27 protein-coding genes are annotated in these 26,681 nt (G+C 69.7%); 13 read left to right on the top strand and 14 right to left on the bottom strand.

Going from position 1 to position 26,681, the window contains the following annotated elements:
• The first annotated feature begins 25 nt into the window (after positions 1-25).
• The 4 genes from D3230_RS14125 (at position 26) to D3230_RS14140 (ending at position 3,533) form a co-directional block, all read left to right on the top strand.
• Positions 26-478 carry a hypothetical protein gene (locus tag D3230_RS14125; protein ID WP_202345700.1) on the top strand — a complete coding sequence of 151 codons (453 nt, stop codon included), beginning with the start codon at positions 26-28 and terminating at the stop codon, positions 476-478.
• A gap of 252 nt (positions 479-730) precedes the next feature.
• On the top strand, positions 731-2,131 hold the full coding sequence (locus D3230_RS14130) for an amidase family protein (protein ID WP_202345701.1): 1,401 nt from the start codon (positions 731-733) through the stop codon (positions 2,129-2,131).
• A 96-nt stretch (positions 2,132-2,227) separates the two neighbouring features.
• On the top strand, positions 2,228-2,449 hold the full coding sequence (locus tag D3230_RS14135) for a heavy-metal-associated domain-containing protein (RefSeq protein ID WP_202345702.1): 222 nt from the start codon (positions 2,228-2,230) through the stop codon (positions 2,447-2,449).
• A gap of 79 nt (positions 2,450-2,528) precedes the next feature.
• The gene (locus tag D3230_RS14140; protein ID WP_202345703.1) at positions 2,529-3,533 is read left to right on the top strand and encodes a cation diffusion facilitator family transporter; all 1,005 of its coding nucleotides are present in this window, start codon (positions 2,529-2,531) and stop codon (positions 3,531-3,533) included.
• Between the two features lie 90 nt (positions 3,534-3,623).
• Here D3230_RS14140 and D3230_RS14145 read toward each other — a convergent pair whose 3' ends face one another.
• From D3230_RS14145 to D3230_RS14160, 4 genes are read right to left on the bottom strand one after another with little or no spacing between them, the layout of a single operon-like run.
• Positions 3,624-4,976, bottom strand: a complete 1,353-nt coding sequence (locus tag D3230_RS14145; protein ID WP_202345704.1) for a dihydrolipoamide acetyltransferase family protein — start codon at positions 4,974-4,976, stop codon at positions 3,624-3,626.
• 18 nt (positions 4,977-4,994) lie between these two features.
• On the bottom strand, positions 4,995-5,996 hold the full coding sequence (locus tag D3230_RS14150; protein ID WP_202345705.1) for an alpha-ketoacid dehydrogenase subunit beta: 1,002 nt from the start codon (positions 5,994-5,996) through the stop codon (positions 4,995-4,997).
• On the bottom strand, positions 5,993-7,177 hold the full coding sequence (locus tag D3230_RS14155) for a thiamine pyrophosphate-dependent enzyme (RefSeq protein ID WP_337249197.1): 1,185 nt from the start codon (positions 7,175-7,177) through the stop codon (positions 5,993-5,995). Before D3230_RS14155 ends, D3230_RS14150 begins: the two co-directional genes overlap by 4 nt.
• Positions 7,174-8,283, bottom strand: coding sequence for a histidinol-phosphate transaminase (locus tag D3230_RS14160; protein ID WP_202345706.1), 1,110 nt, complete (start codon positions 8,281-8,283; stop codon positions 7,174-7,176). The genes D3230_RS14155 and D3230_RS14160 overlap by 4 nt, the downstream gene beginning before the upstream one ends.
• 81 nt (positions 8,284-8,364) lie before the next feature.
• Here D3230_RS14160 and D3230_RS14165 point away from each other — a divergent pair, with 81 nt between their 5' ends.
• The 6 genes from D3230_RS14165 to D3230_RS14190 all read left to right on the top strand — a co-directional run bounded on the left by D3230_RS14165 (position 8,365) and on the right by D3230_RS14190 (position 13,395).
• Complete coding sequence (locus tag D3230_RS14165) at positions 8,365-8,772, top strand: phage holin family protein (RefSeq protein WP_202345707.1); 408 nt, start codon at positions 8,365-8,367, stop codon at positions 8,770-8,772.
• A 34-nt stretch (positions 8,773-8,806) separates the two neighbouring features.
• Positions 8,807-9,304 (top strand): low molecular weight protein-tyrosine-phosphatase, encoded by a 498-nt coding sequence (locus D3230_RS14170; RefSeq protein ID WP_202345708.1) that lies wholly within the window; start codon positions 8,807-8,809, stop codon positions 9,302-9,304.
• Positions 9,305-9,631: 327 nt separating this feature from the next.
• A complete protein-coding gene (purB, locus tag D3230_RS14175; RefSeq protein ID WP_202345709.1) occupies positions 9,632-11,017 on the top strand; it encodes an adenylosuccinate lyase in 1,386 nt (461 codons plus the stop codon).
• Positions 11,018-11,149: 132 nt separating this feature from the next.
• A complete protein-coding gene (locus D3230_RS14180; RefSeq protein ID WP_337249198.1) occupies positions 11,150-11,995 on the top strand; it encodes a siderophore-interacting protein in 846 nt (281 codons plus the stop codon).
• Positions 11,996-12,026: 31 nt separating this feature from the next.
• Positions 12,027-12,872 (top strand): LssY C-terminal domain-containing protein, encoded by an 846-nt coding sequence (locus D3230_RS14185; RefSeq protein WP_202345711.1) that lies wholly within the window; start codon positions 12,027-12,029, stop codon positions 12,870-12,872.
• Positions 12,862-13,395, top strand: coding sequence for a hypothetical protein (locus D3230_RS14190; RefSeq protein WP_202345712.1), 534 nt, complete (start codon positions 12,862-12,864; stop codon positions 13,393-13,395). Before D3230_RS14185 ends, D3230_RS14190 begins: the two co-directional genes overlap by 11 nt.
• Here D3230_RS14190 and D3230_RS14195 read toward each other — a convergent pair.
• The 7 genes from D3230_RS14195 to rpsF form a co-directional block, all read right to left on the bottom strand.
• Positions 13,392-13,682 carry an ABC transporter ATP-binding protein gene (locus D3230_RS14195; RefSeq protein WP_202345713.1) on the bottom strand — a complete coding sequence of 97 codons (291 nt, stop codon included), beginning with the start codon at positions 13,680-13,682 and terminating at the stop codon, positions 13,392-13,394. The genes D3230_RS14190 and D3230_RS14195 overlap by 4 nt on opposite strands.
• A gap of 30 nt (positions 13,683-13,712) precedes the next feature.
• Positions 13,713-14,309 carry a hypothetical protein gene (locus tag D3230_RS14200; protein ID WP_202345714.1) on the bottom strand — a complete coding sequence of 199 codons (597 nt, stop codon included), beginning with the start codon at positions 14,307-14,309 and terminating at the stop codon, positions 13,713-13,715.
• 105 nt (positions 14,310-14,414) lie between these two features.
• A complete protein-coding gene (gene dnaB, locus D3230_RS14205; RefSeq protein ID WP_202345715.1) occupies positions 14,415-15,791 on the bottom strand; it encodes a replicative DNA helicase in 1,377 nt (458 codons plus the stop codon).
• Positions 15,792-16,266: 475 nt separating this feature from the next.
• Positions 16,267-16,716 (bottom strand): 50S ribosomal protein L9, encoded by a 450-nt coding sequence (gene rplI, locus D3230_RS14210; RefSeq protein WP_202345716.1) that lies wholly within the window; start codon positions 16,714-16,716, stop codon positions 16,267-16,269.
• 14 nt (positions 16,717-16,730) lie between these two features.
• Entirely contained in the window at positions 16,731-16,991 is a 261-nt protein-coding gene (gene rpsR, locus D3230_RS14215; RefSeq protein ID WP_087015192.1) for a 30S ribosomal protein S18, read from the bottom strand.
• Positions 16,992-17,102: 111 nt separating this feature from the next.
• Complete coding sequence (gene ssb / locus D3230_RS14220; RefSeq protein ID WP_202345717.1) at positions 17,103-17,645, bottom strand: single-stranded DNA-binding protein; 543 nt, start codon at positions 17,643-17,645, stop codon at positions 17,103-17,105.
• A gap of 3 nt (positions 17,646-17,648) precedes the next feature.
• Positions 17,649-18,008, bottom strand: a complete 360-nt coding sequence (gene rpsF / locus D3230_RS14225) for a 30S ribosomal protein S6 (RefSeq protein ID WP_087015190.1) — start codon at positions 18,006-18,008, stop codon at positions 17,649-17,651.
• Positions 18,009-18,199: 191 nt separating this feature from the next.
• Between rpsF and D3230_RS14230 the strand changes: the two genes are divergently transcribed.
• On the top strand, positions 18,200-19,402 hold the full coding sequence (locus tag D3230_RS14230) for a glycosyltransferase (protein WP_202345718.1): 1,203 nt from the start codon (positions 18,200-18,202) through the stop codon (positions 19,400-19,402).
• 342 nt (positions 19,403-19,744) lie between these two features.
• On the opposite strand, the gene D3230_RS14235 is transcribed toward D3230_RS14230, so the two are convergent.
• The 3 genes from D3230_RS14235 to D3230_RS14245 all read right to left on the bottom strand — a co-directional run bounded on the left by D3230_RS14235 (position 19,745) and on the right by D3230_RS14245 (position 23,207).
• Positions 19,745-20,818: an inositol-3-phosphate synthase gene (locus tag D3230_RS14235; protein WP_202345719.1), complete on the bottom strand. Its 1,074-nt coding sequence runs from the start codon at positions 20,816-20,818 to the stop codon at positions 19,745-19,747.
• Positions 20,819-20,886: 68 nt separating this feature from the next.
• Positions 20,887-21,774, bottom strand: a complete 888-nt coding sequence (locus tag D3230_RS14240) for a PIG-L family deacetylase (RefSeq protein WP_237467612.1) — start codon at positions 21,772-21,774, stop codon at positions 20,887-20,889.
• Positions 21,771-23,207 (bottom strand): CCA tRNA nucleotidyltransferase, encoded by a 1,437-nt coding sequence (locus tag D3230_RS14245; RefSeq protein ID WP_202345720.1) that lies wholly within the window; start codon positions 23,205-23,207, stop codon positions 21,771-21,773. The genes D3230_RS14240 and D3230_RS14245 overlap by 4 nt, the downstream gene beginning before the upstream one ends.
• A 53-nt stretch (positions 23,208-23,260) precedes the next feature.
• On the opposite strand from D3230_RS14245, the gene D3230_RS14250 reads away from it, so the two are divergent.
• Complete coding sequence (locus tag D3230_RS14250; RefSeq protein WP_202345721.1) at positions 23,261-25,636, top strand: DUF6049 family protein; 2,376 nt, start codon at positions 23,261-23,263, stop codon at positions 25,634-25,636.
• 75 nt (positions 25,637-25,711) lie between these two features.
• A complete protein-coding gene (trxB, locus tag D3230_RS14255; protein ID WP_202345722.1) occupies positions 25,712-26,665 on the top strand; it encodes a thioredoxin-disulfide reductase in 954 nt (317 codons plus the stop codon).
• The last annotated feature ends 16 nt before the right edge of the window (positions 26,666-26,681 follow it).

The following is a 26,681-nucleotide window of genomic DNA, read 5'->3' on the forward strand; positions in this document are numbered from 1 at the left end:
CAACAGCGATCGCTAGACTGCACCCATGACCGCACAGCCTCGCATTGCCCCCGCGGTCGCGATGTGGGTCGGCATACTCGGGGCGGCCGCGCTCGCGATTCTCTTCTTCAGTAACGCGATCCAGGCACCCCCACATTCCCCAGACGAGTGGGAAACGACACGGGCGCGCATCGTCGAACAGCAGCTCGGGGCCGAGCCAGCACTGAGGGCGCTGCCGGAAACGATGACACCGCTCGAGCGCGTCGGGGACGAGGAGTTCTTCTACGCCGCCGAGAACCAGGTGGGCGGCATCATGCTCGGCATCGTCGACGCCCGCGGAGCAGGCATGACCTGCGGGAGCGAGTCGCACCAACCCAACGACGAACTCTCGTGCACGTCAACCACGGACGAGTGGCACTACTCGGCCTGGGCGCAGCGCAGCGCGGATGCCCCGAGCGGCTTCCGCACCCGAATCACGCAGCTACCGCTGCGCGGGTAGCCGGCGCGCGCACCGTTCACCCCAGCGCCCAGCCCTCACGCCGACGCCACCGTTCCCACGGAGATTCACGGCCCAAGACCCCAATCCGGGCACGTTTCTCCTGTGCGATCGAGAATCTCCTGCGCGTTCGTCGGCCGGCGGGGCCGGCGCGGACCGCGGCTCGCGGCCCGGCGCGGGGCGGCGCGGGCCACAGGGCCCGCGGGGCCCGGTGCCGCCCGGCACCCGGCATACACTCGCGCGTAGGGTGGAGGCGTGAGCGCCTCTCTCTCCGATTTCTCCGCACACGCCCTCCGGGCCGAGCTCCGCGCCGGCACCCTCTCGGCGCGCGAGGTGACCGAGCATTTCCTCGACCGGATCACGGAGCGAGCTGAGCTGGGGGCGTTCGTTGCCGTCACCGCCGAGCACGCCCGGACGGCGGCCGCGGAAGCGGACGAGCGCTACGCCGCCACCCCGCGTGACGAGCGGGACCGCCTCCCCGCGCTCCACGGCATCCCGATCGCCCACAAGGACCTCACCGATGTCGCCGGGGCGCCCACCACACACGGCAGCGCGGCGCTCCCCCACGCCGTTGCGCTCGCTGACGCCCCGGGGGTCCAGGTACTGCGGGACGCGGGTGCGATCTCGCTCGGCAAGACACAGGTGCCGGAGTTCGGGCTCACGGGCTACTCCGAGAACCTCATCGCACCGCCCGCGCGCAACCCCCTCGATCCGGCACGCACGGCGGGTGGTTCCTCGGGCGGGAGCGCGGCAGCCGTCGCGGCGGGGCTCCTCCCCGTTGCCCCGGGCAGTGACGGCGGCGGATCGATCCGGATCCCCGCCCTCGCCTGCGGCCTCGTGGGCCTCAAGCCCGGGCTCGGCGCGATCCCCACCGATGTGCTGCGCGGCGTGCGCGACGAGTTCGGGTCCCCACGCCTGACGGTCACGGGACCGATCGCGCGCACGGCACAGGACGCCGCCCTGCTGTTCGACACGATGCGGGGGGCCGGTCGCACGGGCCACGATGAACCGGCGGTCACCGCTGTCGCACGCGCCGAATCGCTGCGGGGCCTGCGTATCGGCGCCTCCGACGCGTCGCCATTTGCGTCCGCGTACCCGACGCCGCTGTCCCCGGAGGCTCGCGCGGCATACGAGCTCGCCGGGCGGATCCTCGCGGGGCTTGGCCACACCGTCGACGATGCCGCGGTGACCTACGACCCGATCTACCCGCAGGCGTTCACGCGCGCGTGGACCGCGGGGCTCTCGCTCCTCGAGCTGCCCGACGGCGCCGCCGAGCGCCTGGCCCCGCTGACGCGGGTGTTCCGCGAACGCGCGCTCGCCCGCTCGGTCGAAGACCACACCACGGCGGCGGCGCAGCTGCGCGCCTTCGCCGCGCACGCCCGCATGCAGTGGGCCCAGCACGATGTGATGCTCACCCCGGGCCTGGCCATGCTCCCGCCCCGGGTCGGCGCCTTCACCTCACTCTCCCCCGACGACGACTATCAGCTGCAGTGCGAGTGGGCGCCCTACACGTCGATGGTGAACGTGACCGGTCTTCCCGCAATCGCGGTGCCCATCCTGACCACGGAGGCGGGGCACTCCTTTGGGGTGCAGCTCATTGGGCGGCCCGGCGCGGAGGAGACGCTGCTGCAGCTCGCGGCGCAATTGCTCGCGTGATAGGACCCACTGGGGAATACGCCCCGCACCCAGCACCAGCCTTGATCCATACCCCGGCGGGGTATACCCTGGTGGCACCCCACCGCAAGGAGCACCATGAACGCCACCCCCACCATCGCCGACTTCCAGGTCACCGGCATGACCTGTGGACACTGCGAAATGTCTGTCCGCGAGGAGATCGAAGAACTCGCCGGCGTATCCGGTATCACCGTCAGCGCGCAGACCGGGAAGCTGCGCGTGGAGACCGATGGCACCGTGTCGGATGAGGCGATCACCGCCGCCGTCACGGAAGCCGGCTACTCAGCAGTCCGGGTCTAACCCCACGGCACCCCACCGGATCCGCACAGCCGGGCCGAAATCGGCCGTGCGCCCCGGGGCGATTGCTACAGTTCCCACCATGACGAGCGAGAACGCGCAGCCCGCGAACTGCGATCCGGTGTTCAGTGCCGGTCACCCCGAACGCCCGGAACCCGAGTCGCACGGCGGCGGGTCGCATGACCACGGCCTCGAGGGTGCCAGCACCGCAACCGGGAAGCACCGCAAGCGTTTGATCATCGTCTTGTCGATCACGCTCAGCGTGTTTGTCATCCAGGTCATCGGTGCGCTGATCTCGAAATCGCTCGCGCTCCTCGCCGACGCGGGTCACATGCTCACCGACGCGACCGGGGTCGCGATCGCGCTGATCGCGAGCCTCATCGCCACGCTTCCGGCCACCTCGCAGCGCACCTACGGCTACCTCCGCGTCGAGATCCTGGCGGCGCTCATCAACGGCATCGTGCTGGGCGTGATCGCGGTCGTGATCTTCGTGCAGGCCATTGCCCGGTTCGGCACCGAGGTCGAGATCGAGTCCGGGATCATGCTGTGGGCCGCGGTGTTTGGTGGTCTCGCGAACCTTGTCTCGCTCCTGATCCTGCGATCCGGCCAAAAGGAAAGCCTTAACGTCCGCGGGGCCTACCTGGAGGTTCTCGGCGACCTGCTGGGCTCCGTGGCCGTGGTGGTGGCGGCGATCATCATCATGTTCACGGGATGGACGACCGTGGATCAGATCGCCTCCATCGGCATCGCCCTCCTCATCTTCCCGCGCGCCATCAGCCTGCTCCGCGAGGTCGCAGCGGTCCTCCTTGAGGGCACCCCCAAGGGCTTCGACCTCGACGCCACCCGCGATCACATGCTCGCGGTGCCGGGTGTCACCGAGGTCCACGACGTCCACGCCTGGACCATCACCTCGGGCGTTCCCGCATTCTCCGCGCACGTCACGGTGACCGACGCCAGCTGGGATGAGCGCGGCTATCACGACATCCTCGACGAACTGCGCGCGTGCCTGCACGAACACTTCGATGTCGACCACTCGACGATCCAGATCGAGCCGGTGAGCCACGGCGACAGCGGGGCGCACCCGTAGCGCTCCGGGCTCAGCCCTCCGCACACGCCAACGGGCCTGGGTGTCACGCTCTCCGCGCATGACAGCCAGGCCCGTTGGGGCGGCGCGGCACTAGTCCAGCAGCAGCGCGGGCTCCTCCAGCACCGAGGCGACGTCCGCGACAAAGCGGGAGATCACGTCGCCATCCACGATGCGGTGGTCGAACGATCCCCCCACGGTCGTCACCATGCGGGGGCGCACCTCGCCATCCACCACCCACGGCTTCTCGCGGATCGTCCCCATCGCCATGATGGCGCACTCACCCGGGTTCAGGATCGGCGTCCCAAAGTCCATGCCGAACACGCCGATATTCGTGATCGTGATCGTGCCGTTCGCCATCTCGGCGGGCTGGGTGCGGCCGTCGCGCGCGGTGAACGTCAGCTGCTCGATCGCCTTCGCGAGCTCGAGCAGGCTGAGATCCTGCGCCTCCTTGATGTTCGGCACCACGAGGCCGCGGGGCGTCGCCGCCGCGATCCCGAGGTTCACGAAGTTGTGACGAATGATCTCGCTCTCGGTGAAGGTCGAGTTCACCTCGGGGTTGCGCCGGATCGCCCACAGCATCGCCTTCGCGAAGATCAGGAGCGGCGACACCCGCACCCCGGCGAAATCGGAGGAGGTCTTCAGCCGCTTCACGAACTCCATCGTGCGCGTGGCGTCCACGTCGGTGAACACCCCCACGTGCGGCGCTTCGAACGCGCTCGTGACCATCGCTTTCGCGATCTGCTTGCGCATCCCCTTCAGCGGGATCCGCTCCTCGCGGATCTCCGAGGGTTCCGGGGTCTCGAGGTTGCGGAACACGCGGGACTGCGACACCTGTCGCTCCACATCGGAGCGCAGCACCTCCCCGGACGGGCCCGTGCCCTCGACCTCGGACAGGGTGATGCCGAGATCCTTCGCGAGCTTCCGGATCGGCGGCTTCGCGAGCACCGCTCCGGCCCCCGTCCCCGATGCGGCAACCGCCGCGGGCACGCCATCCGCGGTGGGCAGCAGGGGTTCGCCCCCACGACGCCGGCGCGACTTCGCGGTGCCGGTGGTGCCGTAGCCCACGAGCACCGCCCCGGCGGGCTCCTCCCGTTCAACGCTCGCGGCCGCGTCAGCCGCGATGTCGCGCGCCTCGGCCACGAGTTCCGGGGCCGGCTCAGCGGGCGCCGACTCCGACGATCCCGCGGGCGCGGCACCCGCCGCGTCGGTCGTGACACGCATGATCGGCGTGCCGACCGGCACCGTCTCGCCCGGCGCCGCGAGGAGCTCGGTGACGGTCCCGACGAACGGGGACGGCAGCTCCACGACGGACTTCGCGGTTTCGATCTCGCAGATCACCTGGTTCAGCGCGACCTGATCGCCCGGGGCGACGTTCCAGGACACGATTTCTGCCTCGGTCAGGCCCTCGCCGACATCGGGCAGCGGAAACGACATTTCACTCATTGCGGCTCCTCCGTCGGATTAATACTTGAGTGTACGGTCAACGGCCTCGAGCACGCGGTCCGCGTCGGGCAGATACAGCCCCTCAAGGTGTGCCGGCGGGAACGGGACGTCGTAGCCGGACACTCGCAGCACCGGGGCCTGCAACGCCGTGAAGGCGTGCTCGGTGACGGTGGCCGCGATCTCGCTGCCGAGGCTCACGCCGCCCTGCGCCTCCTGCGCCACCACGAGGCGGCCGGTCTTGCGCACGGACGCGATCAGCGGGGCGTAATCGATGGGCGAGAGGCTCCGCAGGTCCACGACCTCGAGGCTCGTGCCCTCGGACTGGGCGATCTCCGCGGCCTGCAACAGCGTGGTCACCATCGCCCCGTGGCCCACCACGGTGCAGTCGGTTCCGGTGCGGGCAACACGCGTCTCGTGGAGGCTCGCGAGCGGCGTGGTCGGATCGACCTCGCCCTTCTGCCAGTATTTCGCCTTCGGCTCGAAGAACAGCACCGGATCCGGCGACTGGATCGCCTGCTGGATCATCCAGTACGCGTCGTTTGGGGTCGACGGGGCCACCACGCGCAAGCCGGGGGTGTGCGCGAAGTACGCCTCCGGGCTCTCCTGGTGGTGCTCCACGGCGCCGATGTGCCCGCCGTAGGGCACCCGGATCACGACCGGCATCGAGATCGCGCCGTCGTGACGGTTGGTCAGCTTCGCGAGCTGCGTGACGATCTGGTTGAACGCGGGGAAGATGAAGCCCTCGAACTGGATCTCGCAGACGGGGCGGTAGCCGCGCATGGCGAGGCCGATCGCGCTGCCGACAATGCCCGCCTCGGCGAGGGGCGTGTCGAGCACCCGGGCGGAGCCGAAGTCCGCCTGCAGCTTGTCCGTGACGCGGAACACGCCGCCCAGCGGGCCGATGTCCTCACCCATGAGCAGGACGCGGTCGTCGGCGGCCATCGCGGCGCGCAGACCCTCGTTGATGGCCCGCGCAATCGGGAGCGTGGTGGGCTCGCTCAGCGTGGTGACGGTGCTCATGCGCCCGCTCCTTCCTGCTCGGTGAATGAGGCCTCGTAGCGCGCCAGCCAGGCGCGCTGCTCCTCGATCCGGGGATGTTCCTCGGAGTAGACGTGCGCAAACATCGAGTCGGGCTCGGGCGGCGGCAGCTGCAGGATCGCATCGCGCGCGGCCTTCGCCTCCCGGTCGGCCGTCTCGCGGACCTCGGCGAAGAACTCGTCAGTGACCCCCAGGGAGCGCAGGTGCGCCTCGAGCCGGGCCACCGGATCCCGAGATTCCCAGTGCGCCAGCTCGTCTTCCTCCCGGTAGCGCGTGGGATCGTCACTGGTGGTGTGGGCGCCGATCCGGTACGTCAGCGCCTCGATGTAGCCGGGGCCGTGGCCCGTGCGGGCAAGCTTCAGGAAGCGGCGCGCCACCGCGTACGCGGCGAGGGGATCGTTGCCGTCGATCTGCACGGCTCGGATCCCGAACCCGAGCGCGCGGCGGTACAGCGGGGTGCGCGACTGGCGCGCCACCGGCACCGAGATCGCCCAGCGGTTGTTCTGCACCACGAACACCTCGGGGGTCTGATAGCTCGCGGCGAAGATCATCGACTCGTTCGCGTCGCCCTGGCTCGTGGTGCCGTCGCCGTAGAACACGAGCGTCGCCTCGCCCGTGGCAGTGCCCGCTTCGCCCGCGTCGAGCGCGGTGTCCGCGGCGGCCCGCTTCGCGTCGAGCACCTGACCGAGCGCGTAACCGGTGGCGTGCTGGGTCTGCGTGCCGAGGACGAGGCTGTACAGGTGGAAGTTCCCGTGCGCCGGATCGGTCACGTCCCAGCCGCCGTGCGTCAGGCCGCGGAACTGCTTCGCGAGATCGACGCGGGAAACGCCACGGATGTGTGCGATCGTGTGCTCCCGGTACGCCGGGAAGATGTGATCCTGCGGCTCCGCCGCCCGTCCGATGCCCGCCTGGCAGCCTTCCTGGCCGATGCTCGGCACCCAGAGGGCCAGCTGGCCCTGCCGCTGCAGGTGCGTGCACTCGACGTCGAAGGCTCGGGTGGAGACCATGTCGCGGTACCACTGCTGGAACTCGGCGACGCCCACGCCCTCGAGCTCCTCCGCGTACTCCGCCGCGGTGGCCGACGGGGCGTACGTGCCCGCGTCGTCGAGGAAGCGAACCGGTTCCGGATCCTGCAGGTCAATGGTGAGTGCGGACTGCGTCACGCGGCTCCTCCCAGCTGCGCGAGGTGGCCTCGCACGATGTCAATGATGACGGTGAGGCTCTCTTCCTCACCGACGGAAATGCGGACGCCGGATCCCGCAAACGGGCGCACGAGCGTGCCCTCGGCGGCGAAGTCTGCGGCGAGCGCGAGCGCGTCGGGAACGCCTCCCGTGGCACGCTCGGGGATCCACACGAAGTTCCCCTGCGCCTCGGGCACGGCGACCCCCAGCTCCCGCAGCGCCGCCGCGAGGCGATCGCGGCGTTCCGCGAGCACGGCGATCCGCTCGCTCAGCACGGCGCGCGCCTCCGGGGCGAGCGCGGCGCGTGCCGCGCTCTCGGCGATCCCGGTCACCGACAGCGGGATGGAGACGCTCGCGGCGGCGCGGAAGATCGCGGGATCCCCCACGCCGTATCCAATGCGCAGCGCCGCGAGCCCGTAGGCCTTCGAGAAGGTGCGCAGCACCACGAGGTTCGGGTGTGCGGCGAGGACGTCCTCGCCCCGCACCGCGTCGGGCTCGGTGACGAACTCGCGGTAGGCCTCGTCGAGCACCACGAGGGTGTCGGCCGGGACTCGCGCCATGAAGCGGTCGAACTCCGTGCGGCGGAGCGCCGGGCCGGTGGGGTTGTTCGGGGTGCACAGCAGGATCACGCGGGTGCGCTCCGTGATCGCGGCGGCCATCGCGTCCAGGTCGTGCTCGGCCGTCGCGGTGAGTGGCACCGCGACGGGGACCGCCCCGGAGGCGAGCCCGAGCGCGGGGTACGCCTCGAAGCTGGGCCACGCGTACAGGTATTCGTCTCCGGCACCGGCCGCGGCGTGCACCAGCTGGTACAGGATCGCGACGGATCCGGCGGCGAGGTGCACGTGATCGCCCGGGACGCCGAACTCCGCGCCGATCTGGGCGCGCAGCTCGGGCATCGCGGCGGCCGCATAGCGGTTCACCTCGCTGCGCTCGGCGATCGCCTCGAGCACGCCGGGCAGCGGCGGGAACGGGTTCTCATTGCTCGAGAGTTTGAAGCCCGCCTTCGTGGGCGCCGCACCCTGCCGATACGCGGGTGTGGCGAGCACGTCGGCGCGGATCTGGACCGGCGGCGGGGCGTTGTCGCTCATGAGTCCCAGTGTATCGAGGGGGTATTTCTGGGCAGGGATACAGTCGGCGGATCCCCCAGCTCGGGGTGCGAGAATGTCAGTATGCGCGCGATCATCCGAATTCTCGTCAGCGCCTTCGCGCTGTGGCTCACCACGCTGATCGTCGGCGGCAGCGGCGACCACGGCGTCTGGATCACGCCCATCGAGACCGACAACTACGGTCACCTGATCACCCTGCTGCTCGTGGCCCTCGTCTTCGGGCTCGTCAACGGCACGCTGGGCCGGATCGTGCGCTTCGTCTCGATCCCGCTCTACATCATCACGTTTGGCCTGTTCGGGCTCATCGTGAACGGGATCATGATCGCGATCGTCGCGTGGCTCTCGGACCTCGCAGGTTTCGGCCTCCAGGTGGGCGGGTTCTGGTGGGGCGTGCTCGCCGCGCTCGTGCTGTCGCTCCTGTCGGGCCTCATGAACAGCCTGCTCGGTACCCGCAAGAAGCGCGGCCGGTAGTTCGCGGCGGCGAGAACTCGGGCACACTGGAGGCATGAGCACTCCTCTTCGCGTCAGTTTTGTGTGCACGGGCAACATCTGCCGGTCTCCGATGGGCGAGGTGGTGCTGCGCCAACTCGTCGCCGAGGCCGGCCTCGCCGATCGGATCGAGGTGAGTTCCCGCGGCACGCAGGGCTGGCACGAAGGCAAGCCCGCTGATCCGCGGACCGTGGTCGCCCTCGCCGAGCGGGGCTACGACGGCTCTGCACACCGCGCCGCGCAGCTCACCGATGCCGACATCGCGGACCACGACGTGCTGATCGCCCTCGCCCGCGACCACGAGGAGGTGCTCCTCGATCGCGGCGCAGATCCAGCGCGGGTGGCGCTCTTCACCGCGTTCGATCCCGAGCGCCCGGCAGACCCGGACGTCTTCGACCCGTACTACACGGACCAGGCGGCCTTCGACGAGGTCCTCGCGCAGGTGGAGCGCGGTGCCGCGGTGCTGCTCGACGAGCTCCGCTCCCGGATCGCCCCGCCCCACCCGCGCCCCTAGCTCCGGTCGACCCCACCCCGGCCGTCGACCCCACCCCGGCCGTCGCCCCCACCACAGCCGCAGCCGTCGCCCCGGCAGTCGCCCCCACCCCGGCAAATTATCTGCGCCGAGCCATTTTCTGACTTATTTCCCTCGGTCAAGATAATTTGCCGGGGTGGGGTGGGGTGGGGTGGGGTGGGGCGAGCCGGGGGCCTCGGGCGGGGCAGGGCGGCGTCCCGGGTGTCACACGGGGCATGGGAGAATGGGGGCGGATCGCGCGCGCCCACGTTTCTGTGCCGGCGGCAGCGCCACGCCGAAGCCGCTCGCCCCGACACGCACGGAGATGCCATGACGCCCCTGCCCCCGCAGCCCATTAGCCCCCTGGACGGACGCTACCGCGCCGCCGTCGCGCCCCTGGGCGACACGCTCTCGGAGGCCGGCCTGAACAAGGCCCGCGTGCACGTCGAGGTCGAGTGGCTCGCCTACCTCACCGAGCACTCGCTGCTCGGCGGCACCCCGATCGCCCCGGAACAGCTCGCTGAACTGCGCGCCTGGGCTGCCGACTTCGGCCAGGCCGAGATCGACGAGCTCGCCGAAACCGAGAAGACCACGCAGCACGACGTGAAGGCCGTCGAGTACCTGGTGCGTGCCCGCCTCGAGACCCAGGGGCTCTCGCACCTCTCCGAGCTCACCCACGTGTGCTGCACCAGCGAGGACATCAACAACCTGTCCTACGCGCTCACCGTGAAGCAGGCGGTTGCCGACGTGTGGCGCCCCCGCTTCGAGGCCGTCATCGCGGAGCTCGCCCGCCAGGCCGAGGAGTACCGCGAGCTGCCGATGATGAGCCGCACGCACGGCCAGCCGGCGACGCCGACCACGCTCGGCAAGGAACTCGCCGTGTTCGTGTACCGCCTGGAGCGCCAGCTCAATCAGATCGACGACATCGAGTACCTCGGCAAGTTCTCGGGCGCCACCGGCACCTTCGCCGCGCACCTCGCCGCGGATCCCGACACCGACTGGGCGCAGGTGTCGCAGGAGTTCGTTGAGGGCCTCGGCCTCGACTGGAACCCGCTGACCACGCAGATTGAGTCGCACGACTGGCAGGCGGAGCTGTACACGCGCATCGCTCACGCCAACCGGATCCTGCACAACCTCGCGACCGACATCTGGAGCTACATCTCCATCGGCTACTTCCGCCAGATCCCCGTCGCGGGCGCCACCGGCTCCTCGACGATGCCGCACAAGGTCAACCCGATCCGCTTCGAGAACGCGGAGGCGAACCTCGAGCTGTCGAACGCGCTCCTCGATTCGCTCGCGGCGACGCTCGTCACGAGTCGCTGGCAGCGCGACCTCACGGATTCCTCGGCGCAGCGGAACATCGGCGTGGCTCTCGGGCACTCCGTCCTCGCGCTCGACAACATCCTCAAGGGGCTCGGCCAGATCGACGCGGCACCCGAGGTGCTCGCGGCGGATCTCGATGCCAACTGGGAGGTGCTCGGCGAGGCCATCCAGACCGTGATCCGCGCGGAGGTCACGGCCGGGCGCTCGACGATCTCGGACCCCTACGCGGCGCTCAAGGAGCTGACCCGGGGCCGCCGGATCGGCCAGGCCGAGCTCGTCGAGTTCGTGTCCGGGCTTGAGATCGGCGACGCGGCGAAGCAGCGCCTCCTCGCGCTGACCCCTGCCACCTACATCGGTGACGCGACGCGCCTGCTCGATTTCCTCACGCGGTAGGCGGCCACCGCGCGTGAACGTCGGAGGGCTCGGGGCATCGCCTCGGGCCCTCCGGCGTTTCCGGCGTTTCCGCCCCGCCGGAGAGGCCGCTGCTAGGCTCGAAGACAGATTCATCTGATGAAAGGATCCCTCGTGACCCCGCAGAGTTCCCCGCCGCGATTCGCTCGACCGCGCACCATGCACCGCTTCACGGCCCGCCGGATCACGGTCACGCGCGTCGCCGATGTGGAACGGTTCATCCGCGTCACGTTTTCCAGCCCGGAGCTCGCGGACTGGGTCAGCACGGGCCCCGAGGACCACGCGAAGATCTTCTTCCCCGACCCCGTCACCGGCGAGCTTCTCGCGCCGACCGCCGAGAGCCCCACGGGGAGCGGGATCGTGCGCCCAGAGGGCGTCATGTATGGCCGCGACTTCACGCCGCTGAACGTCGGCACCGACCCGGCGACGGGTCACCGGGTCTTCGATCTGGACATTCTCCGTCACGAGGATCCGGGCCCCGCGGCGCACTGGGCCACGCGCGCTCAGCCCGGCGACGAGCTCGTGATGGTCGGCCCGCGCGGCTCGATTGCGGCGGCCCTCGACGCCCCACGCGTCCTGTGCATCGTCGACGAAACGGCGCTGCCGGCGGCTGCACGCTGGATCGAGGCGATGCCCGAGAGCGCGCGGATCGAGGTGATCGTCGACGTCACCGGCCCACTCGACTGGGTGCGGCGGTACCTCCTCGCGCAGGGCGGGCGCGAGGTCGCCGTGACCGCAGCACCCGAGGGGCTCGCGGACGCGGCACGCACCGCGGGGGTCGACGCCGAGACGTACGTGTTCGCGGGCGGCGAGGCGGGCCGCCTGATCCCGCTGCGCCGGTACCTGCGGCGCGAGCTCGAGCTCCCGCGCGAGCAGATCGAGATCAGCGGGTACTGGAAGCGGTCGGTGGTCGGCTTCGATCACCACGCACCAATCGATCCGGACGATCCCGAAGACTAGGCCCTGACCAGGGGTTCGCTACGATGTGAACATGAGTGCCGCGCCGACGCCCCGCCCCGAGCGGCGTCGGCGCGTGCCCATCTCCGCGCTGTTTGACCAGTTCTTCTTCGTCTACGCGGGCCTCGCGGCGATCTGGCTGTCCTGGCTGCTGCTCACTGAGACGCTGCAGTTCACCTGGTTCAGCGTGCTCTTCCTCATCGCGTTCTGGGTGCTGCTCGCCTACCTCGTGCTCCCGCGGCTGCACCGGATCCTCACGACGATCTACGTGCCCGATTACTTCATCGGCCGCACCCGGACGAGCGACGGGCTGCTGGGCGACCCCATCAACCTGGCGCTCCGGGGCAGCGAGGCCGAGCTGCACACCGCAATGGAGCGGGCGAAGTGGGTCCGAGCCGATCCCATCACCCTTCGCTCCTCGTGGGGGATCATCGCCTCCACGCTCACCCGCCGCAGCTACGACCGCGCGCCGGTGAGCCCGCTGTTCCTCTTCTCACGCCCCCACGACTTCGCATATCAACAGGAGGTCGAGGGCAACCCCGCAAAGCGGCACCACATCAGGTTCTGGCGCACGCCCGAGGGATGGCTACTCCCCGGCGGGACCCGCGTGGACTGGCTCGCGGCGGGCACCTTCGACCGCGCAGTGGGCTTTTCGCTGTTCACCCTGCAGATCACCCACCGGATCGACGCGGACACCGATATTGAACGAGACCACGTGATCGCCACGGTGCGGGTGGGCAACCCGGACGTGGAGCTCGAGATCCTGCACGATTTCTCGACCGGCTACCACTCCCGGAACGGCGGCGGGGATACGATCCGCACGGACGGGGACCTCCCGATCCTGATCCTTTCGGGAGGTGTTTCGAGCCATGACTCGTGAGCCACGCAAGCGGAGCGTCCTCGAAGCCGCGGAGGATCTCCTCCCGCCGGAACCCGACATCGCGCCGTCAGCGCAGCGCCCCGGCGCACTCGTGGGCGGCACCGTGCTGCTCGTGCTGCGGGCGCTGGGCGGTCCGCTGTGGATGCTCGGCTTCCTCCGACAGTGGCCGAGCCTGCGCACGGAGTTCGACCTTGACGCCGAATCGGAGCCCGTGGTGCTCGGGATCATCTTGGGGGCCGTGGCCCTCTGGACGCTGGTGCTCCTGGTCTTCGGCTTCGGCCTGTGGCGCGGCAGCAACACCGCGCGCATGCTGGTGCAGGCGTGGACGGCCCTCAGTATCACGAGCGCCGCGATCGCCTATTTTGCGGGCGACGACGGGTTGACCGTGCGCGCCACGCTGCTCACGCTCGCGCTCGACATTCTGATCCTGCTCGCCCTCTCGAGCCGCGCCGCGCGGGCGTGGACGCGCGGCAAGTCACGCCGGTGGGCGCGACTCGAACGAGATCCGTCCGCCGCGGGCTAGTGCCAGTTCTTGCCGTTGTCGGGCTGCTGCAGATCCTTCCGCGCGGCCTCGTCCTCGGCGCTCGGCTTTCCGCCCAGCCCCACGAGGGCGACCATGAGGACGGACACGATAAAGCCGATGCCGAGGAAGATCAGGCCGAGGACCCAGTCGCGGGTGGTGAGCAGCACGATCAGGCCGGCGAACACACCCAGCACGGTCGCAAAGACCAGCAACTCCAGCGGTCGCAGTCGGTCGCGGCGGCTCGGGTTCACGGGATCCTGCGGGGTGGGCTCGGGAGACTGAGTCATCGGGTGCTTTCGGTCAGACGTGTGAGGGGGTTACCGGGCGGCGGGCGCGCTGCCCGCTTCGTCACCGGTGATCTCGGTGACGCGGCGCGTATCAAACGCGGAGATTCCTAGGAAGACGCCAACGAGGATCGCGTACGCGCCGAAAAACCCGAGCACGGCGACCTGATCTTCGCGCGCCAACAGCACGAACAGCGCCAGGAGCACGCCGGCGGCACCCACGAGGGTGGCGTCCTGGCGCGACCCGGGGCGTACGGCGGCCCCGAGGAACTCCAGGAGCGCGCTGATCAGCGCCCAGCCGGCGATGACGCAGGCGAAGACGAGCACCGACCCCGTGAAGAACGGAAGAATGACCCCGGCGAGTACCGAGATGATCCCGAGGATGAGGGGGACCACGGTGCGCTGCGCGGCCGGCGCGGCGAGCCACTCGATGAGGTGCGCAATGCCGATGGCACCGAGCGCCGCCGTGGCCACGCCAACGTCGAAGGAGAGCTGCTCGTGCAGGGTCGCGGAGAACGCGATGACCATGCCGGCAACGATCAGGACCGCAACTCGGATCAGGCGCACCGTGCGCGAGATCGGAGGCTGGGTGGTCGTCGATCGCGCTGATGTCGGTGCCGCAGCGGACATGCCTCCCCTTTCCATACTCCCTGTAGTGTACCGCTCGCGTCCGAGATGCCCTCTCAGGGATCGTCGGCCTGCGAGCCGGGAGGTCCCGGCCCGCAGGAGGATGGATCAGATCCCGCTCGGCATGTCCTGGAAGCGCGAGTAGTGGCCCTGGAACGCGACGGTGACCGTCCCCGTGGGGCCGTTACGCTGCTTGGCGAGGATGAAGTCCGCCTCGCCCGCGCGGGGACTGTCCCGATCGCCCACGGCCTCGCGGTGCAGCAGGATCACCATGTCGGCGTCCTGCTCCAGCGAGCCCGACTCGCGCAGATCGCTGATGGCGGGCATCTTGTCGGCGCGCTGCTCCGATGCACGGTTCAGCTGCGACAGCGCGATCACGGGAACGTCCAGCTCCTTCGAGAGAAGCTTCAACGCACGCGAGAACTCCGAGACCTCCTGCTGACGGCTCTCGGACTTCTTGCCGCTGGAGAGCAGCTGCAGGTAGTCGATCACGACCATGCGCAGGCCGTGCTGCTGCTTCAGCCGGCGACACTTCGCACGAATCTCGACGAGCGTGAGGTTCGGGCTATCGTCGATGAACAGCGGCGCCTCGGCCACCCGCGCCTGCGTGGCGGCGAGCTTCTGAAAGTCCCGGTTGTCGAGCGAGCCCTTGCGGAGGGTCTGCATGGGGATACTCGCCTCAGCCGCGAGCAACCGCATCGCGATCTCCGCGCGCCCCATCTCGAGCGAGAAGAACACGGTCGGGGCGTTCGCGTGCACGGAGGCGTTGCGGGCCACGTCCATCGCCAGGGTTGACTTGCCCATCGCGGGTCGGGCCGCGATGATGATCATCTGCCCGCCGGCGAAGCCGTTGGTCATGGCGTCGAGTTCGCTGAAGCCGGTCGGCACGCCCAGCATGCCGTCCGTCGCGCTGTTCGCCTTGTTGATCTCCTCAAGCGCGGCATCGACGGCGAGATGCAGCGGCACGTAGTCTTCGCCCTGGCTTTCACCGGTCACGCCGTAGATTTCTGATTGTGCGACGTTGACGAGGTCGATCGCTTCGCCTTCTCCGGCGTAGCCCATCTGCACGATCCGGGTGCCGGCCTCGACGAGGCGCCGCAGCAGCGCCTTCTCCGCGACGATCTCGGCGTAGAAGCTGGCGTTCGCGGCGGTCGGAACGATACTCGTGACGGTGTGCAGGTATTCGGCGCCGCCCGCACGCTGCAACTCGCCGCTCTTCGTCAGTTCGTCCGTGACCGTAATGACGTCGGTGGGCTCGCCCCGGGAGTACAGGGAGAGCACGGCCTCGTAGATCACCTCGTGCTTGGGGACGTAGAAGTCGCCCCCGGCGAGCAGGCCGGTGACGTCCGCGACCGCGTCCTTTGACAGGAGCATTCCGCCGAGCGCACTCTGCTCGGCGAGCAGGTCGTACGGCGGCGTGCGTTCGTGTCCGCGGGGAAATTCTTCCGCGGGGGAATCTGGGATACCCAGGTGTGCGATCGACACTCGATCACTCCTTCTCGATGCCTTGGGAACGGCGACTCTTCCATCAGACACCCGACCCCGGACATTCACGTTACGGGCACCCGGGGAGGGGCTCAAGCCTCACACAATTCTACCTGTGGATAACTTCGTGGATAACCGGGCGATTTTTCCCACATGTTATCCACATGCTTGGGGACAACGTGTGGATAGGTGTGGAGTATTCCGCCGAATTATCGCTCTGATCTGGTGTTTATACTTTCCACAGGGGGAAAGTTATTCAACTTTCAGGGTGACATTGAAGACGACGGCGCGTCGTGAAGTGTGGAGAACTACCCTGCGATAGGCGCGCTGTCAAGCCGCGGCTGACACGCCCGCGATGCTCCCGCGACACGCCCGGTTCACCCGTTCTTCGCGCGCTATCTGCCTCCGGAAAAGCGCAACGGCGGGGTGGCGATCCGAAGAGGATCACCACCCCGCCGTTGCGGGTGTCGCGAGCTTAGCGCTGCGAGATGACCTGGAGGGTCACCACTGCGTCGACGCCCTCGTGGAGGTGCACCGTCGCCTTGTACTCACCCGTCGACTTCACGCTGGGGAGCGTGATCTTGCGCTTGTCGACCTGGCCGAGGCCAGCGTCGGCGATCGCAGCCGCAACCGCGGCCGGCTTCACCGAACCGAAGAGGCGGCCACCGGTGCCGGTCTTCGCCTGGAGGCGGATCTTGCCCTCCTGGAGCTTGGCCTTGAGCGCCTGAGCGTCCTCGACCGAAGCGAGCGCACGTGCGTCGCGAGCGGCACGGAGCTGTGCAACCTGAGCCTCGCCACCGCGGGTCCAGTGCACCCCGTAGCCCTGGGGCACGAGGTAGTTGCGTGCGTAGCCGTTCTTGACGTCAACGACGTCGCCGGCGGAACCGAGGCCCTGGACCTCGTTCGTGAGAATTACCTTCGCCATGATTCTCGTTCTCCTTAGCGGCCGGAGCCGGCGTAGGGGAGGAGTGCCATCTCGCGGGCGTTCTTCACGGCCTTCGCGATCAGTCGCTGCTCCTGCACGGAAACGCCGGTGATCCGACGCGCGCGGATCTTCCCACGCTCGGAAATGAACTTGCGAAGCGTTGCGACGTCCTTGTAGTCAATGACGCCGACGGTCTGCTTCTTGGCGGGTGCGACGACCTTTGCGTTCTTGCCGCGACCCGGCTTGCGGGCTGCGCCGCTGGACTTGCCTGCCATAGTTGGTCTCTTTTCTGGTGATGTCTCAAGCACGCTCGAAACAAAAAGTTGATGCTCGCCGTCAGAGCGGACGGGAGGGTGCCTGCCGCGCGAGACGACAGAGAAGCGGCCTTAGAAAGGCTGCTCGTCGTCGAAGCCGCCGCCGAAGTCACCGGCACCGCCCTGCTGCGGCTGACCGCCCCAGGGAGTGTCCTGTGGCTGCTGCTGCTGAGGCGCTGCGGGCTGACCCCAGCTGCTCTGCCCTGCGGGCTGACCGCTGCCGCCGCCGAAGCCGCCAACCTGGCCGCGCGACTGTCCCCGAGAAATCTGGGCAGTTGCGAAGCGGAGCGACGGGCCGATCTCTTCGACCTCAAGGTCGAGAGAGGTCCGCTGCTGCCCCTGGTTGTCGGTGTAGCTGCGCTGGGTCAGGCGGCCCTGCACGATCACGCGCGAGCCCTTCGTCAACGACGCGGCGATGTTGTCGGCGTACTCACCGTACGCGCGGCAACCGAGCCACAGCGGTTCGCCGTCCGACCAGTCACCCGACTGGCGGTCACGCACGCGCGGGGTCGAGGCGATACGGAACGTCACCCACGACTTACCGGCCTGGCTCACGCGAGGCTCGGGGTCGGCAACGAGGTTACCGACGACAGTGATCAGCGGCTCGCCGGCCATGAGCTACGCGCCCACCTTCGCTGCGCGAGCAGCCTTTGCCTGCTCGTGCTTCGCCTGCGCTGCGCGCTGGGCGATGAGCTCGTCGGAGCGCAGCACCTTGGTGCGGAGCACTGCCTCGGACAGGCCGAGCTGACGATCGAGCTCAGCGGTGGCTTCGTGCGACGCGGTGAAGTTCACCACGACGTAGATGCCCTCAGCCTGCTTGTTGATCTCGTAAGCGAGGCGACGCTTGCCCCAGATGTCGACGTTCTCGATCTCGCCGCCCGCGTTGCGGATGACGCCGAGGAACTTCTCCATGCTGGGAGCCACGGTGCGCTCGTCGATACCCGGATCGAGGATCACCATGAGTTCGTACGGATGCATGTACTGACCCACCTCCTTCGGACTTCACGGCCACAGGATTTCTGTGGCAGGAGGGTGTTTGTGCATCGTGCCCGCGCGTCGCGAAGAGTACGCCACGCACAGACAACCTGAACAGCTTAGCATCTCTCCTGCCTCGGTGGGGTCGCCGTTCCGCCGAAGTTCGGGCTCCGTTTCGCCCGTAGGCTGTGGGCATGCGGATCGCGCTCATCTCCCTGCACACCTCGCCCGCCGCGGTTCCGGGAAGCGGCGATGCCGGGGGCATGAACGTGGTGGTGGCCGCAGCCGCGGCCGCGCTCGCTCGCGCCGGGCACGAGGTCACCGCCTTCACCCGAGCCACGGCCGAGCTGCCCGCCGGAACGCGTGAGCTCGAGGCCGGCGTCCGGCTCACCGCCCTCCCGGTCGGAGATCCCGAGCTCCGCAAGGAACTCCTGCCGAGGCTCGTGCCGGAGTTTGCCACGCAGCTCGCCGCGCACGGTCCCTTCGACGCGGTGCACGCGCACTACTGGCTCAGCGGGCTCGCGGCGCTCCCGCTCGCGCAACGCAGCGGGATCACGCCGGCGGTGACGTTCCACACGGTCGCCGCGCAGAAGAACGCGCGCCTGGCCCCGGGCGATCGTCCCGAGCCCGCGCTGCGGCTCGCGGGGGAGCGCGCCCTCACGAGATCGGCCCAGCTCATCGCGTGCAGCCGCAGCGAGCTGAGCGGCATCACCGAGGGATACGGCGAGCCCGGGCGGCCCGCCGCGATCATCCATCCGGGCGTGGATACCGAACTCTTCCGCCCCGCGCCCGGCGCCGCGGGGCCGCTCCGCATCACCGTGCTCGGGCGCGTGCAGCCACTGAAGGGCCAGGATCTCGCCGTGCAGGCCGCCCTCGCGCTGGCGCGCCGCAATCCGGAACTCTGGGCGCGGTCCGAGCTGGTCATCGCGGGGGAGCCCACGCCGGGGGCCGAGGCCTACGCCGCCGAGCTGCGCGCCCTCGCCACGCGAGGCGGTATCGCCGATCGTGTCAGGTTCCTCCCCGCGCAGGATCGGGCGGCCTCCGCGCGGCTCCTCGCCGAGAGCAGCGTGGTCGTGGTGCCCTCGCACTCGGAGTCGTTTGGGCTGGTCTCGCTCGAGGCCGCGGCGAGCGGCGTGCCGGCGGTCGTCGCCGCGCACACCGGGCTCCTGGAGGCGTCCCCGCCGACCGCGGAGCTGCGGGTTGCCGGGCGCGACCCCGAGGTGTGGGCCGATGCGATCGCCGGGGTGTTGCAGGATCCCGCACGGCGCGCGACGCTGGGCCGAGAGGCCCGATCGTTCGCGCTCGCCCACAACTGGGACGCGCACGCGCAGCGGCTGCTGGAGGTCTACGGCACGCTGGGCGCAGGCGTGTCTGTCACAGGCCTCGCCCCGGGATAGCACGTGCCCCCGCAGCCCCAGGCGCCCCGCAGCCGAGCCGCCAGCCGCCAGCCGCCAGCCGCCAGCCGAGAGCCGGGAGCCGGGAGCCGGGAGCCGCGACAACCAAACCAACGGAGATCCTGCGCCCATGCCCGGTTTTCGCGAGAAAATCTCCGAGGTTTCCGTGAATCTCCGCTGGGATGGGTGACGCACCCGAGGCCCGCGATCCGGCACCCTCAGGTGCCACTCCGGCCGCCATCACCGCGGAAATCGACGACAGCCTCGGTCCGCATCGAGGATGCAGTCCGAGGCTGTCGAAGAGCTGCTCCGGTGTCGTGCAACACGGGAACCGCGGGAGAGTCGTTACGCGGCGGGGTCCGCGAGGAAGGCCTCGAGCTCTTCGCGCGCGGCGTGATCCGGCTTCTGCACGGGCGGCGACTTCATGAAGTACGCGGATGCGGCCTCGACCGGGCCGCCCAGGCCGCGATCCTTCGCCACCTTGGCGATCCGGATCGCGTCGATCATCGTGCCCGCCGAGTTGGGGGAGTCCCACACCTCGAGCTTGTACTCGAGCGTCATCGGCACGTCGCCGAAGCCGCGGCCCTCGAGCCGCACGAACGCGAACTTCCGGTCCTCGAGCCACGGCACGTGATCGCTCGGGCCGATGTGGACGTCGTCGGGATGCATGTCCACGTCGAGATTCGACGTCACGGCCTGCGTCTTCGAGATCTTCTTCGACTTCAGGCGGCTGCGCTCCAGCATGTTCTTGAAGTCCATGTTGCCGCCGACGTTCAGCTGGTACGTGTGGTCGAGCGCGATGCCGCGGCTCTCCATAAGGCGGGCGAGCACGCGGTGCGTGATCGTTGCGCCCACCTGGCTCTTGATATCGTCGCCGACGATCGGCACCCCGGCCGCGACGAACTTCGCCGCCCACTCGGGATCGCTCGCCACGAACACCGGAACCGCGTTCACGAACGCGACGCCGGCATCGAGTGCGGCCTGGGCGTAGAACTTCACCGCGTCGTCGCTGCCGACGGGCAGGTAGCACGCGAGCACCTCGGCCCCGGAGTCGCGCAGCGCCTGCGCCACGTCAACGGGATCCGCCGTGGACTCCGTCACAGCGTCGCGGTAGTACTCGCCCAAACCGTCAAGGGTCGGGCCGCGCTGCACCGTCACGCCGAGCTCGGGCACGTCGGAGAACTTGATCGTGTTGTTGTGGCCGGCCCAGATGGCGGACCCGAGATCCAGCCCGACCTTCTCCGCGTCGACCTCGAACGCCGCGACGAACTCGAGGTCCGACACGTGATAGCCGCCGAGCCGGACATGCATCAGCCCCGGGACCTGGGCGTCATCGGCGGCGCCCCGATAGTATTCGACTCCCTGCACGAGCGAACTCACACAGTTGCCAACGCCCGCGAGGGCCACCTTCACACTCATCGCACCCCTGTTCTCAGTTCTGGCGCTCGGCGCGCCCGACGCCATAGTCTACTCCGCCCCGCGTTCCGCTACCCGGTCGGGTTCTCACGGAGCCGGAATGCCTCCTGCGCGCCGATCGGCTGCCGCTGGCCGCCGACGTGCACAATGTCGTCGCCGTCCACGGTGAGCTGGGTCGCGTGGGCTCGCAGTGCGGCGACCTTTCGGTCGAGCCAGGGCGTGACGTCGTGCACCGCCACGGCATCCGTCTCGGTGCCCGTCTCGGCATCCGCCACGGGGGAGTCGACCGCCTCGGCCCCCACGGCGGCGGCCGGATCGGACACGATCTCCCAGAAGGGGAGCCCCAGGGCGTGGGCCACCGCACGGGCGATCCGGTGGGCGAAGACGTGGTCCGGGTGGCCGTAGCCGCCCCCGTCGTCGTAGCTCACGATGCCCCGCGCCCCCGCGTCGTGCGCTGCGGCGAGGAGATCGTTGAGCGCCTCGACCGCGGGCGCGCGCGTGAGGGCGTCCCGCCCGGCATCCGGGGCGGCAGCCGCGCGACCGTCCGGCCCCCACTCCATGCCCGAGTCCTCGTAGATGACGGGGGAGAGGCCCGCCGCCCGCGCGGGCTCGACGCCGAGGAAGGCGTGGCGCTCAAGTCCGAGCATGAACAGCGCCGCCGCGAGCTCGGCCTGTCGGTGCGGCGCGAGGCCCTCGGTGCCCTGCAGCGCGGAAAACGGGCCCGGGACCACCTCACCGCGTTCACCGCGGGTGAGCGTTACCAGGAGCGGTTCCTGCCCGGCGGCCGCGAGACCGGCGAGTGTTCCGCCCGTCGTAATCGTCTCGTCGTCGGGGTGGGCGTGCACGAACATCATGCGTGGCGTCCCGCCGAACCAGCTGCTCGCGTCCGCTGCCTGCATCGTGGATTCCTCCGTGTGTGAGTGGTGGGGTGTGGTGGCCGGGGTGGGATGCTCGATCATGCCGCGCCCTGCGCCGCATACCAATCGCGGAGCCGCGCCTCGGCCGCGGCCTCCCCGATGGGCCCCTCGTCGAGCCGCAGCTCGAGCAGGAACTGGTACGCCTGGCCCACCAGCGGCCCCGGCGGGATCTCCAGAATCGACATGATCTGGGCACCGTCGAGCTCGGGGCGCACCGCCGCGAGTTCCTCGGCCTCCGCGAGCTCCGCGATCCGGCGCTCGATGTCGTCGTACGCGTGCTCCAGCCGTTCCGCCTTGCGCCGGTTGCGCGTGGTCACGTCGGCGCGCGTGAGGATGTGGAGCTGCTCGAGTTCGCCTCCCGCATCCCGCACGTAGCGACGCACGGCCGAGTCGGTCCACGGCTGATCGCTGTACCCGAAGAACCGCAGGTGCAGCTCGACGAGCCGGGCAACCCGCTTCACGGTGTCGTTGTCGAAGCGCAGCTCCCGGAGTCGCTTCCGTGCCAGTTTGGCCCCCACCATGTCGTGGTGGTGGAAGGTGACACCGCCGCGCTCAAATCGTCGCGTGGCCGGCTTCCCGATGTCGTGAAGCAGCGCGGCGAGCCGGAGCACCAGATCCGGCGCCTCCTGCTCGGACGGCCGCCGCGCGATCTCCAGCTCGATCGCCTGCCGCAGCACGGTGAGGCTGTGCTCGTACACGTCCTTGTGACGCCCGTGATCGTCCTGCGTGCTCTGCAGGGCCGTGAGCTCGGGGAGGAACCGCTCGGCCAGGCCCGTGTCCACGAGCAGCCGGATGCCGGGGACGGGGTCGGCGGCGCTCAGGAGCTTCACGAGCTCGTCCCGGATCCGCTCGGCCGAGATGATGTCGAGCCGCTCGGCAAGCTGCACCATCGCCGCTTGGGTGTCGGCGGACACCTCGAACTCAAGCTGCGCGGCGAACCGAGCGGCGCGCAGCATCCGCAGCGGATCATCGGTGAAGGAGGCCTCGGGGGCGCCGGGGGTGTGGATCCGGCCCGCGAGCAGGTCATCAACCCCGCCCGACACGTCGACGAGGCGCAGCTCGGGAAGCATCAGCGCCAGGGCGTTGATCGTGAAGTCGCGGCGCACCAGGTCGCCCTCGATCGTGTCGCCGTAGCTCACCACCGGCTTCCGAGAGTCCTCGCGGTAGATCTCCGCGCGATAGGTCGTGATCTCGACGACCTCGCCGCGCACCCGCGCCGCGATCGTGCCGAAGTCTCGGCCCACATCCCACACGTTCGGGGTGAGTTCGTCAAGGATCGCCCGCGTCTCATCCGGCCGCGCAGAGGTGGTGAAGTCGAGATCTGTCACGCGGCGGCCGAGCAGTGCGTCCCGAACGGGCCCACCCACCAACGCAAACTCGTGGCCCCGAGCCGCAAACGCCTCGGCGAGCGTCGCGACAGGTGCGGATGCGGCGATCGCGCGCAACGCGTCCATGGATTCGGCAAGAGATGGCATCCTCCAAGGGTACCTGGGGGACCGCACCGGTCCCGGTCTTTAGACTGGTGCGCATGCCCTTCGCTCCCCGGTTTCGCGCCCTGTCCGCGGCCCTGCTGTCGCTTGGCCTCCTGGCCGGCGCCCTCACCTCGGTCACGTGGGGTGTGCCGGCCGCACGCGCCGAGGACGCCGCGAACACGGACGGCGCGGCAGAAGACCGTGCGGAGGCCCCCACGCTGCTCGTGGCCCCCACGGACGCCGTGATCCGGCCGGACACCTCCGAGGTGGAGTTCACCCTGCTGCTTCGCAATCCCGGCCCGGACCCGGTGCCCGGCGGTCGCGTCGAATTGCGCTTCGGTGCGACGCCAGTGACGGATCGCACCGAGATCGCTGGAGAGCTCCCCCCGGGCAGTCCCCGCATCGCCGAGGCCGAATTGGGCGCGACCGGGGCCGGCGAGGACCAGGCGACCACGGTGACCGTGGCCCGCGCCCGCATCCCGCTCGCTGCCGACGCCCCGTTCGGGACTCACCTCATCGCGGCCGAGTTCACGCCGGATCAGGCCACGGATGACCCAGATGACGCCACCGCCGATGACGCGGACGCCGACGCCGCGGCAACGTCAGTGCAGGCGACCGCGCCGCTCGTGTGGCGTGGCGCGGCGGCGACGCCGGCGACCGTGCCGCTCGGGATGATCGTGCCGCTGGTCTTCCCGAGCGATATCCACACGCTCCCCACGCGGCAGCAGCTGTCCGCGCTCACGCCTGGCTGGGACGAGCTCCTCACCGAGGCGCGGGCCCATCACGCCACGCTCGCCATCGATCCCCGGATCATCGCGGGGATTCGCGCATACGGCACCGAGGCGCCCGAGCGTTCTCGGGACCTGCTGGCACGCATGTCCGCGCTGAACCTTCCGTCGTTCCTGCTGCAGTTCGCCGACGCGGACCCGGCCGCGCAGGCGGCACTCGGCTTTACCCGGCTTCTCGCCCCGACCAGTCTCGACTTCGTGTCGCGATTCGGGAAGTTCCCCGTCGAACAAGATCCCGCCGACGCGGATCCGGCCGAGGCCGATCCCGCCGGGGCAGATCCGGCGGATCCCGAGAAACCGGCGGATCCCGAGAAACCGGCGGATCCCGAGAAACCCGCGGACCCCGAGCAGCCCCGTGATGGTGCCGCGGCGGCACCGGCCACCGGCGCAGACGCCGCGGCCGACACGGAAGACGCCGATGACGCCGCCGACACCGCCGACACTCCCCGGGTGCCCGCGCTCCCCACCCTGCGCGAACTCATGCAGTGGACCGACGCGCAGCCGGTGGCCTGGCCCGCGGAGGGCGCCGTTGACCAGGCGACGCTGGATCTGCTCGAGGCAAGCGGTCTGCCGACGGTGGTCGTGGACTCCGGAAACGTCACCGGTGCCACGGCGCCCCGGGTCGCCCTGGGCACCGGATCCGCGCTCGTCATCGATGCCGCGCTCGGGGATGCGGCCCGCACCGCGCTCGGCGCCGATACGGCGGCCGAGCGCGCCCTCGGTGCCGCGCGGCTCAGCGCGGAGCTTGCCGTCGCGGCCCAGGCAGGCTCGTCCGGGCTGCTCCTCGGCCTCGACCGGGGTGCCGTGGCTGGGGCACCCGAACCCGCCGGGCTGCTCCGCCTGATCGACTCCCTCGAATTTGTGCAGCCCACGCCGGTCGCGGCGCTCCCCGAGGGAAAGGCCACGCTTCGCGCGGGCGACACGCTCGAGGACCGTCGGGAGCTGCTGCGGTCCTCCGCAGGCCGCGAGTCCTCCGTGAACGCGATCGGGGCCGTGCTGGTGCAGCCGGAATATCTGAGCGGGTACCAGCGGACTCGCCTCCTCGAACTCTTCGCCACGCGCTTCGCCGCCCCGGGGGTGGACTTCGCTGAGGTCGCTGGCGCCTATCGCGAACGCGACGCCGAACTCCTCACCGGAGTCCGCGCCATCAGCACTGAGCACACGCAGCTCGTGGGAACCTCGACCCGGGTGCCCGTGCAACTCCAGAACGCGCTGCCCTTCGACGCGCGCGTGCAGGTGCGCGTCGATCCGTCATCCGCGGGGCTCTCGATCGCCGAGCGCACGTACGAAGACGTCGCGGTCCCCGCCGAGGCCAACCAGCGCGTCCTCGTCCCCGTGCGCAGCCGGGTCTCCTCCGGCGAGTCCGGGCTCATCGTGAGCATTGCGGCGGCTTCGGGGGAGCCCACCGTATTCACGGGAACCCTGCCGATCTCCATTCGCAGCTCCGTCGAGACGATCGGCCTGTGGGTCCTGGGCGGCCTCGCGGCCCTGCTCCTCGGCTTCGGGATCTGGCGCAGCCTCCGGAGGCGGCGCGGTGACGGCACCGAGCCGGAATCCGGTACCGAGGCCGGGGCCGCGGCCGGATCGCCCCAGGATCGGAAGGCTGCGGATCCCCTGAGTGCCGGTTCTCCCGCACAGGAATAGCACACGCCTAGGATGGGTTATACCCACCGTGCGGCCTCCCTGGCCGTATCACCCGCGATGCGTGCGAGGAGCCTCATGCAGCAGATCATCATCATCGGTTCCGGCCCAGCCGGGTTCACCGCAGCCATTTACGCCGCGCGCGCCGGCCTGAAGCCCGTGCTGTTCGCGAGCTCGGTGGAGGTTGGCGGCGAACTGATGAACACCACCGAGGTCGAGAACTTCCCCGGTTTCCCCGAGGGCATCCAGGGCCCGGAGCTCATGCAGCGGATGCAGGAGCAGGCCGAGCGCTTCGGCACCGAGGTGCGCTACGACGACATCACCGAGGTCGACTTCTCCGGGGACGTCAAGCGCGTCACCGCGGGCGACGGCTCCGTGCACGAGGCGCTGACCGTGATCTACGCCACGGGCTCGGCCTACCGGAAGATCGGGCTGGCCGATGAGGATCGCCTCGCCGGGCACGGTGTGTCCTGGTGCGCCACCTGCGACGGCTTCTTCTTCCGTGAGAAGACCATCGCCGTGGTGGGCGGTGGCGACTCCGCGATGGAGGAGGCCACCTTCCTGACCCGCTTTGCGGACAAGGTGTACGTCATTCACCGCCGCGACGAGCTCAAGGCGTCGAAGATCATGCAGCAGCGGGCCTTCGACAACGACAAGATCGAGTTCGTGTGGAACTCCGAGGTCACCGCAATTCAGGGGGAGACCGAGGTCACGGGGGTCACGCTGCGCGACACCGTGGATGGCACGGAGCGGGAGCTGGAGCTCTCCGGCCTGTTCGTGGCGATCGGCAACGATCCCCGCACCCATCTCGTGCACGGCAAGCTCGATCTGACCGAAGAGGGCACCATCGCCGTCGAGGGCCGCAGCTCGCGCACCTCCGCGGCTGGCGTCTTCGCCGCCGGTGATGTGACGGATCCGAACTACCGCCAGGCCGTCACGGCCGCGGCGTCCGGCACCGTTGCGGCACTCGACGCCGAGCACTACCTCGCGGCGCTGGAGCAGGCGCAGACCGCGGCATTGGCTTCGGCCTAGTCCACCCATTTTCATC

It is taken from the genome of Leucobacter chromiireducens subsp. solipictus (genome assembly GCF_016758195.1).
In the GTDB taxonomy this organism is placed as follows: Bacteria; Actinomycetota; Actinomycetes; order Actinomycetales; family Microbacteriaceae; genus Leucobacter; species Leucobacter solipictus.

Coding starts and splice junctions, on each gene's coding strand:
- D3230_RS14195 (WP_202345713.1), bottom strand. CDS start 13,682: ATGACTCAGTCTCCCGAGCCCACCCCGCAGGATCCCGTGAACCCGAGC.
- D3230_RS14170 (WP_202345708.1), top strand. CDS start 8,807: ATGAGCACTCCTCTTCGCGTCAGTTTTGTGTGCACGGGCAACATCTGC.
- D3230_RS14235 (WP_202345719.1), bottom strand. CDS start 20,818: ATGAGTGTGAAGGTGGCCCTCGCGGGCGTTGGCAACTGTGTGAGTTCG.
- D3230_RS14200 (WP_202345714.1), bottom strand. CDS start 14,309: ATGTCCGCTGCGGCACCGACATCAGCGCGATCGACGACCACCCAGCCT.
- D3230_RS14185 (WP_202345711.1), top strand. CDS start 12,027: ATGAGTGCCGCGCCGACGCCCCGCCCCGAGCGGCGTCGGCGCGTGCCC.
- rpsF (WP_087015190.1), bottom strand. CDS start 18,008: ATGCATCCGTACGAACTCATGGTGATCCTCGATCCGGGTATCGACGAG.
- D3230_RS14190 (WP_202345712.1), top strand. CDS start 12,862: ATGACTCGTGAGCCACGCAAGCGGAGCGTCCTCGAAGCCGCGGAGGAT.
- D3230_RS14230 (WP_202345718.1), top strand. CDS start 18,200: ATGCGGATCGCGCTCATCTCCCTGCACACCTCGCCCGCCGCGGTTCCG.
- D3230_RS14165 (WP_202345707.1), top strand. CDS start 8,365: ATGCGCGCGATCATCCGAATTCTCGTCAGCGCCTTCGCGCTGTGGCTC.
- D3230_RS14160 (WP_202345706.1), bottom strand. CDS start 8,283: ATGAGCGACAACGCCCCGCCGCCGGTCCAGATCCGCGCCGACGTGCTC.
- D3230_RS14145 (WP_202345704.1), bottom strand. CDS start 4,976: ATGAGTGAAATGTCGTTTCCGCTGCCCGATGTCGGCGAGGGCCTGACC.
- purB (WP_202345709.1), top strand. CDS start 9,632: ATGACGCCCCTGCCCCCGCAGCCCATTAGCCCCCTGGACGGACGCTAC.
- ssb (WP_202345717.1), bottom strand. CDS start 17,645: ATGGCCGGCGAGCCGCTGATCACTGTCGTCGGTAACCTCGTTGCCGAC.
- rplI (WP_202345716.1), bottom strand. CDS start 16,716: ATGGCGAAGGTAATTCTCACGAACGAGGTCCAGGGCCTCGGTTCCGCC.
- rpsR (WP_087015192.1), bottom strand. CDS start 16,991: ATGGCAGGCAAGTCCAGCGGCGCAGCCCGCAAGCCGGGTCGCGGCAAG.
- D3230_RS14245 (WP_202345720.1), bottom strand. CDS start 23,207: ATGCCATCTCTTGCCGAATCCATGGACGCGTTGCGCGCGATCGCCGCA.
- D3230_RS14135 (WP_202345702.1), top strand. CDS start 2,228: ATGAACGCCACCCCCACCATCGCCGACTTCCAGGTCACCGGCATGACC.
- D3230_RS14150 (WP_202345705.1), bottom strand. CDS start 5,996: ATGAGCACCGTCACCACGCTGAGCGAGCCCACCACGCTCCCGATTGCG.
- D3230_RS14240 (WP_237467612.1), bottom strand. CDS start 21,774: ATGATCGAGCATCCCACCCCGGCCACCACACCCCACCACTCACACACG.
- D3230_RS14250 (WP_202345721.1), top strand. CDS start 23,261: ATGCCCTTCGCTCCCCGGTTTCGCGCCCTGTCCGCGGCCCTGCTGTCG.
- trxB (WP_202345722.1), top strand. CDS start 25,712: ATGCAGCAGATCATCATCATCGGTTCCGGCCCAGCCGGGTTCACCGCA.
- D3230_RS14125 (WP_202345700.1), top strand. CDS start 26: ATGACCGCACAGCCTCGCATTGCCCCCGCGGTCGCGATGTGGGTCGGC.
- D3230_RS14140 (WP_202345703.1), top strand. CDS start 2,529: ATGACGAGCGAGAACGCGCAGCCCGCGAACTGCGATCCGGTGTTCAGT.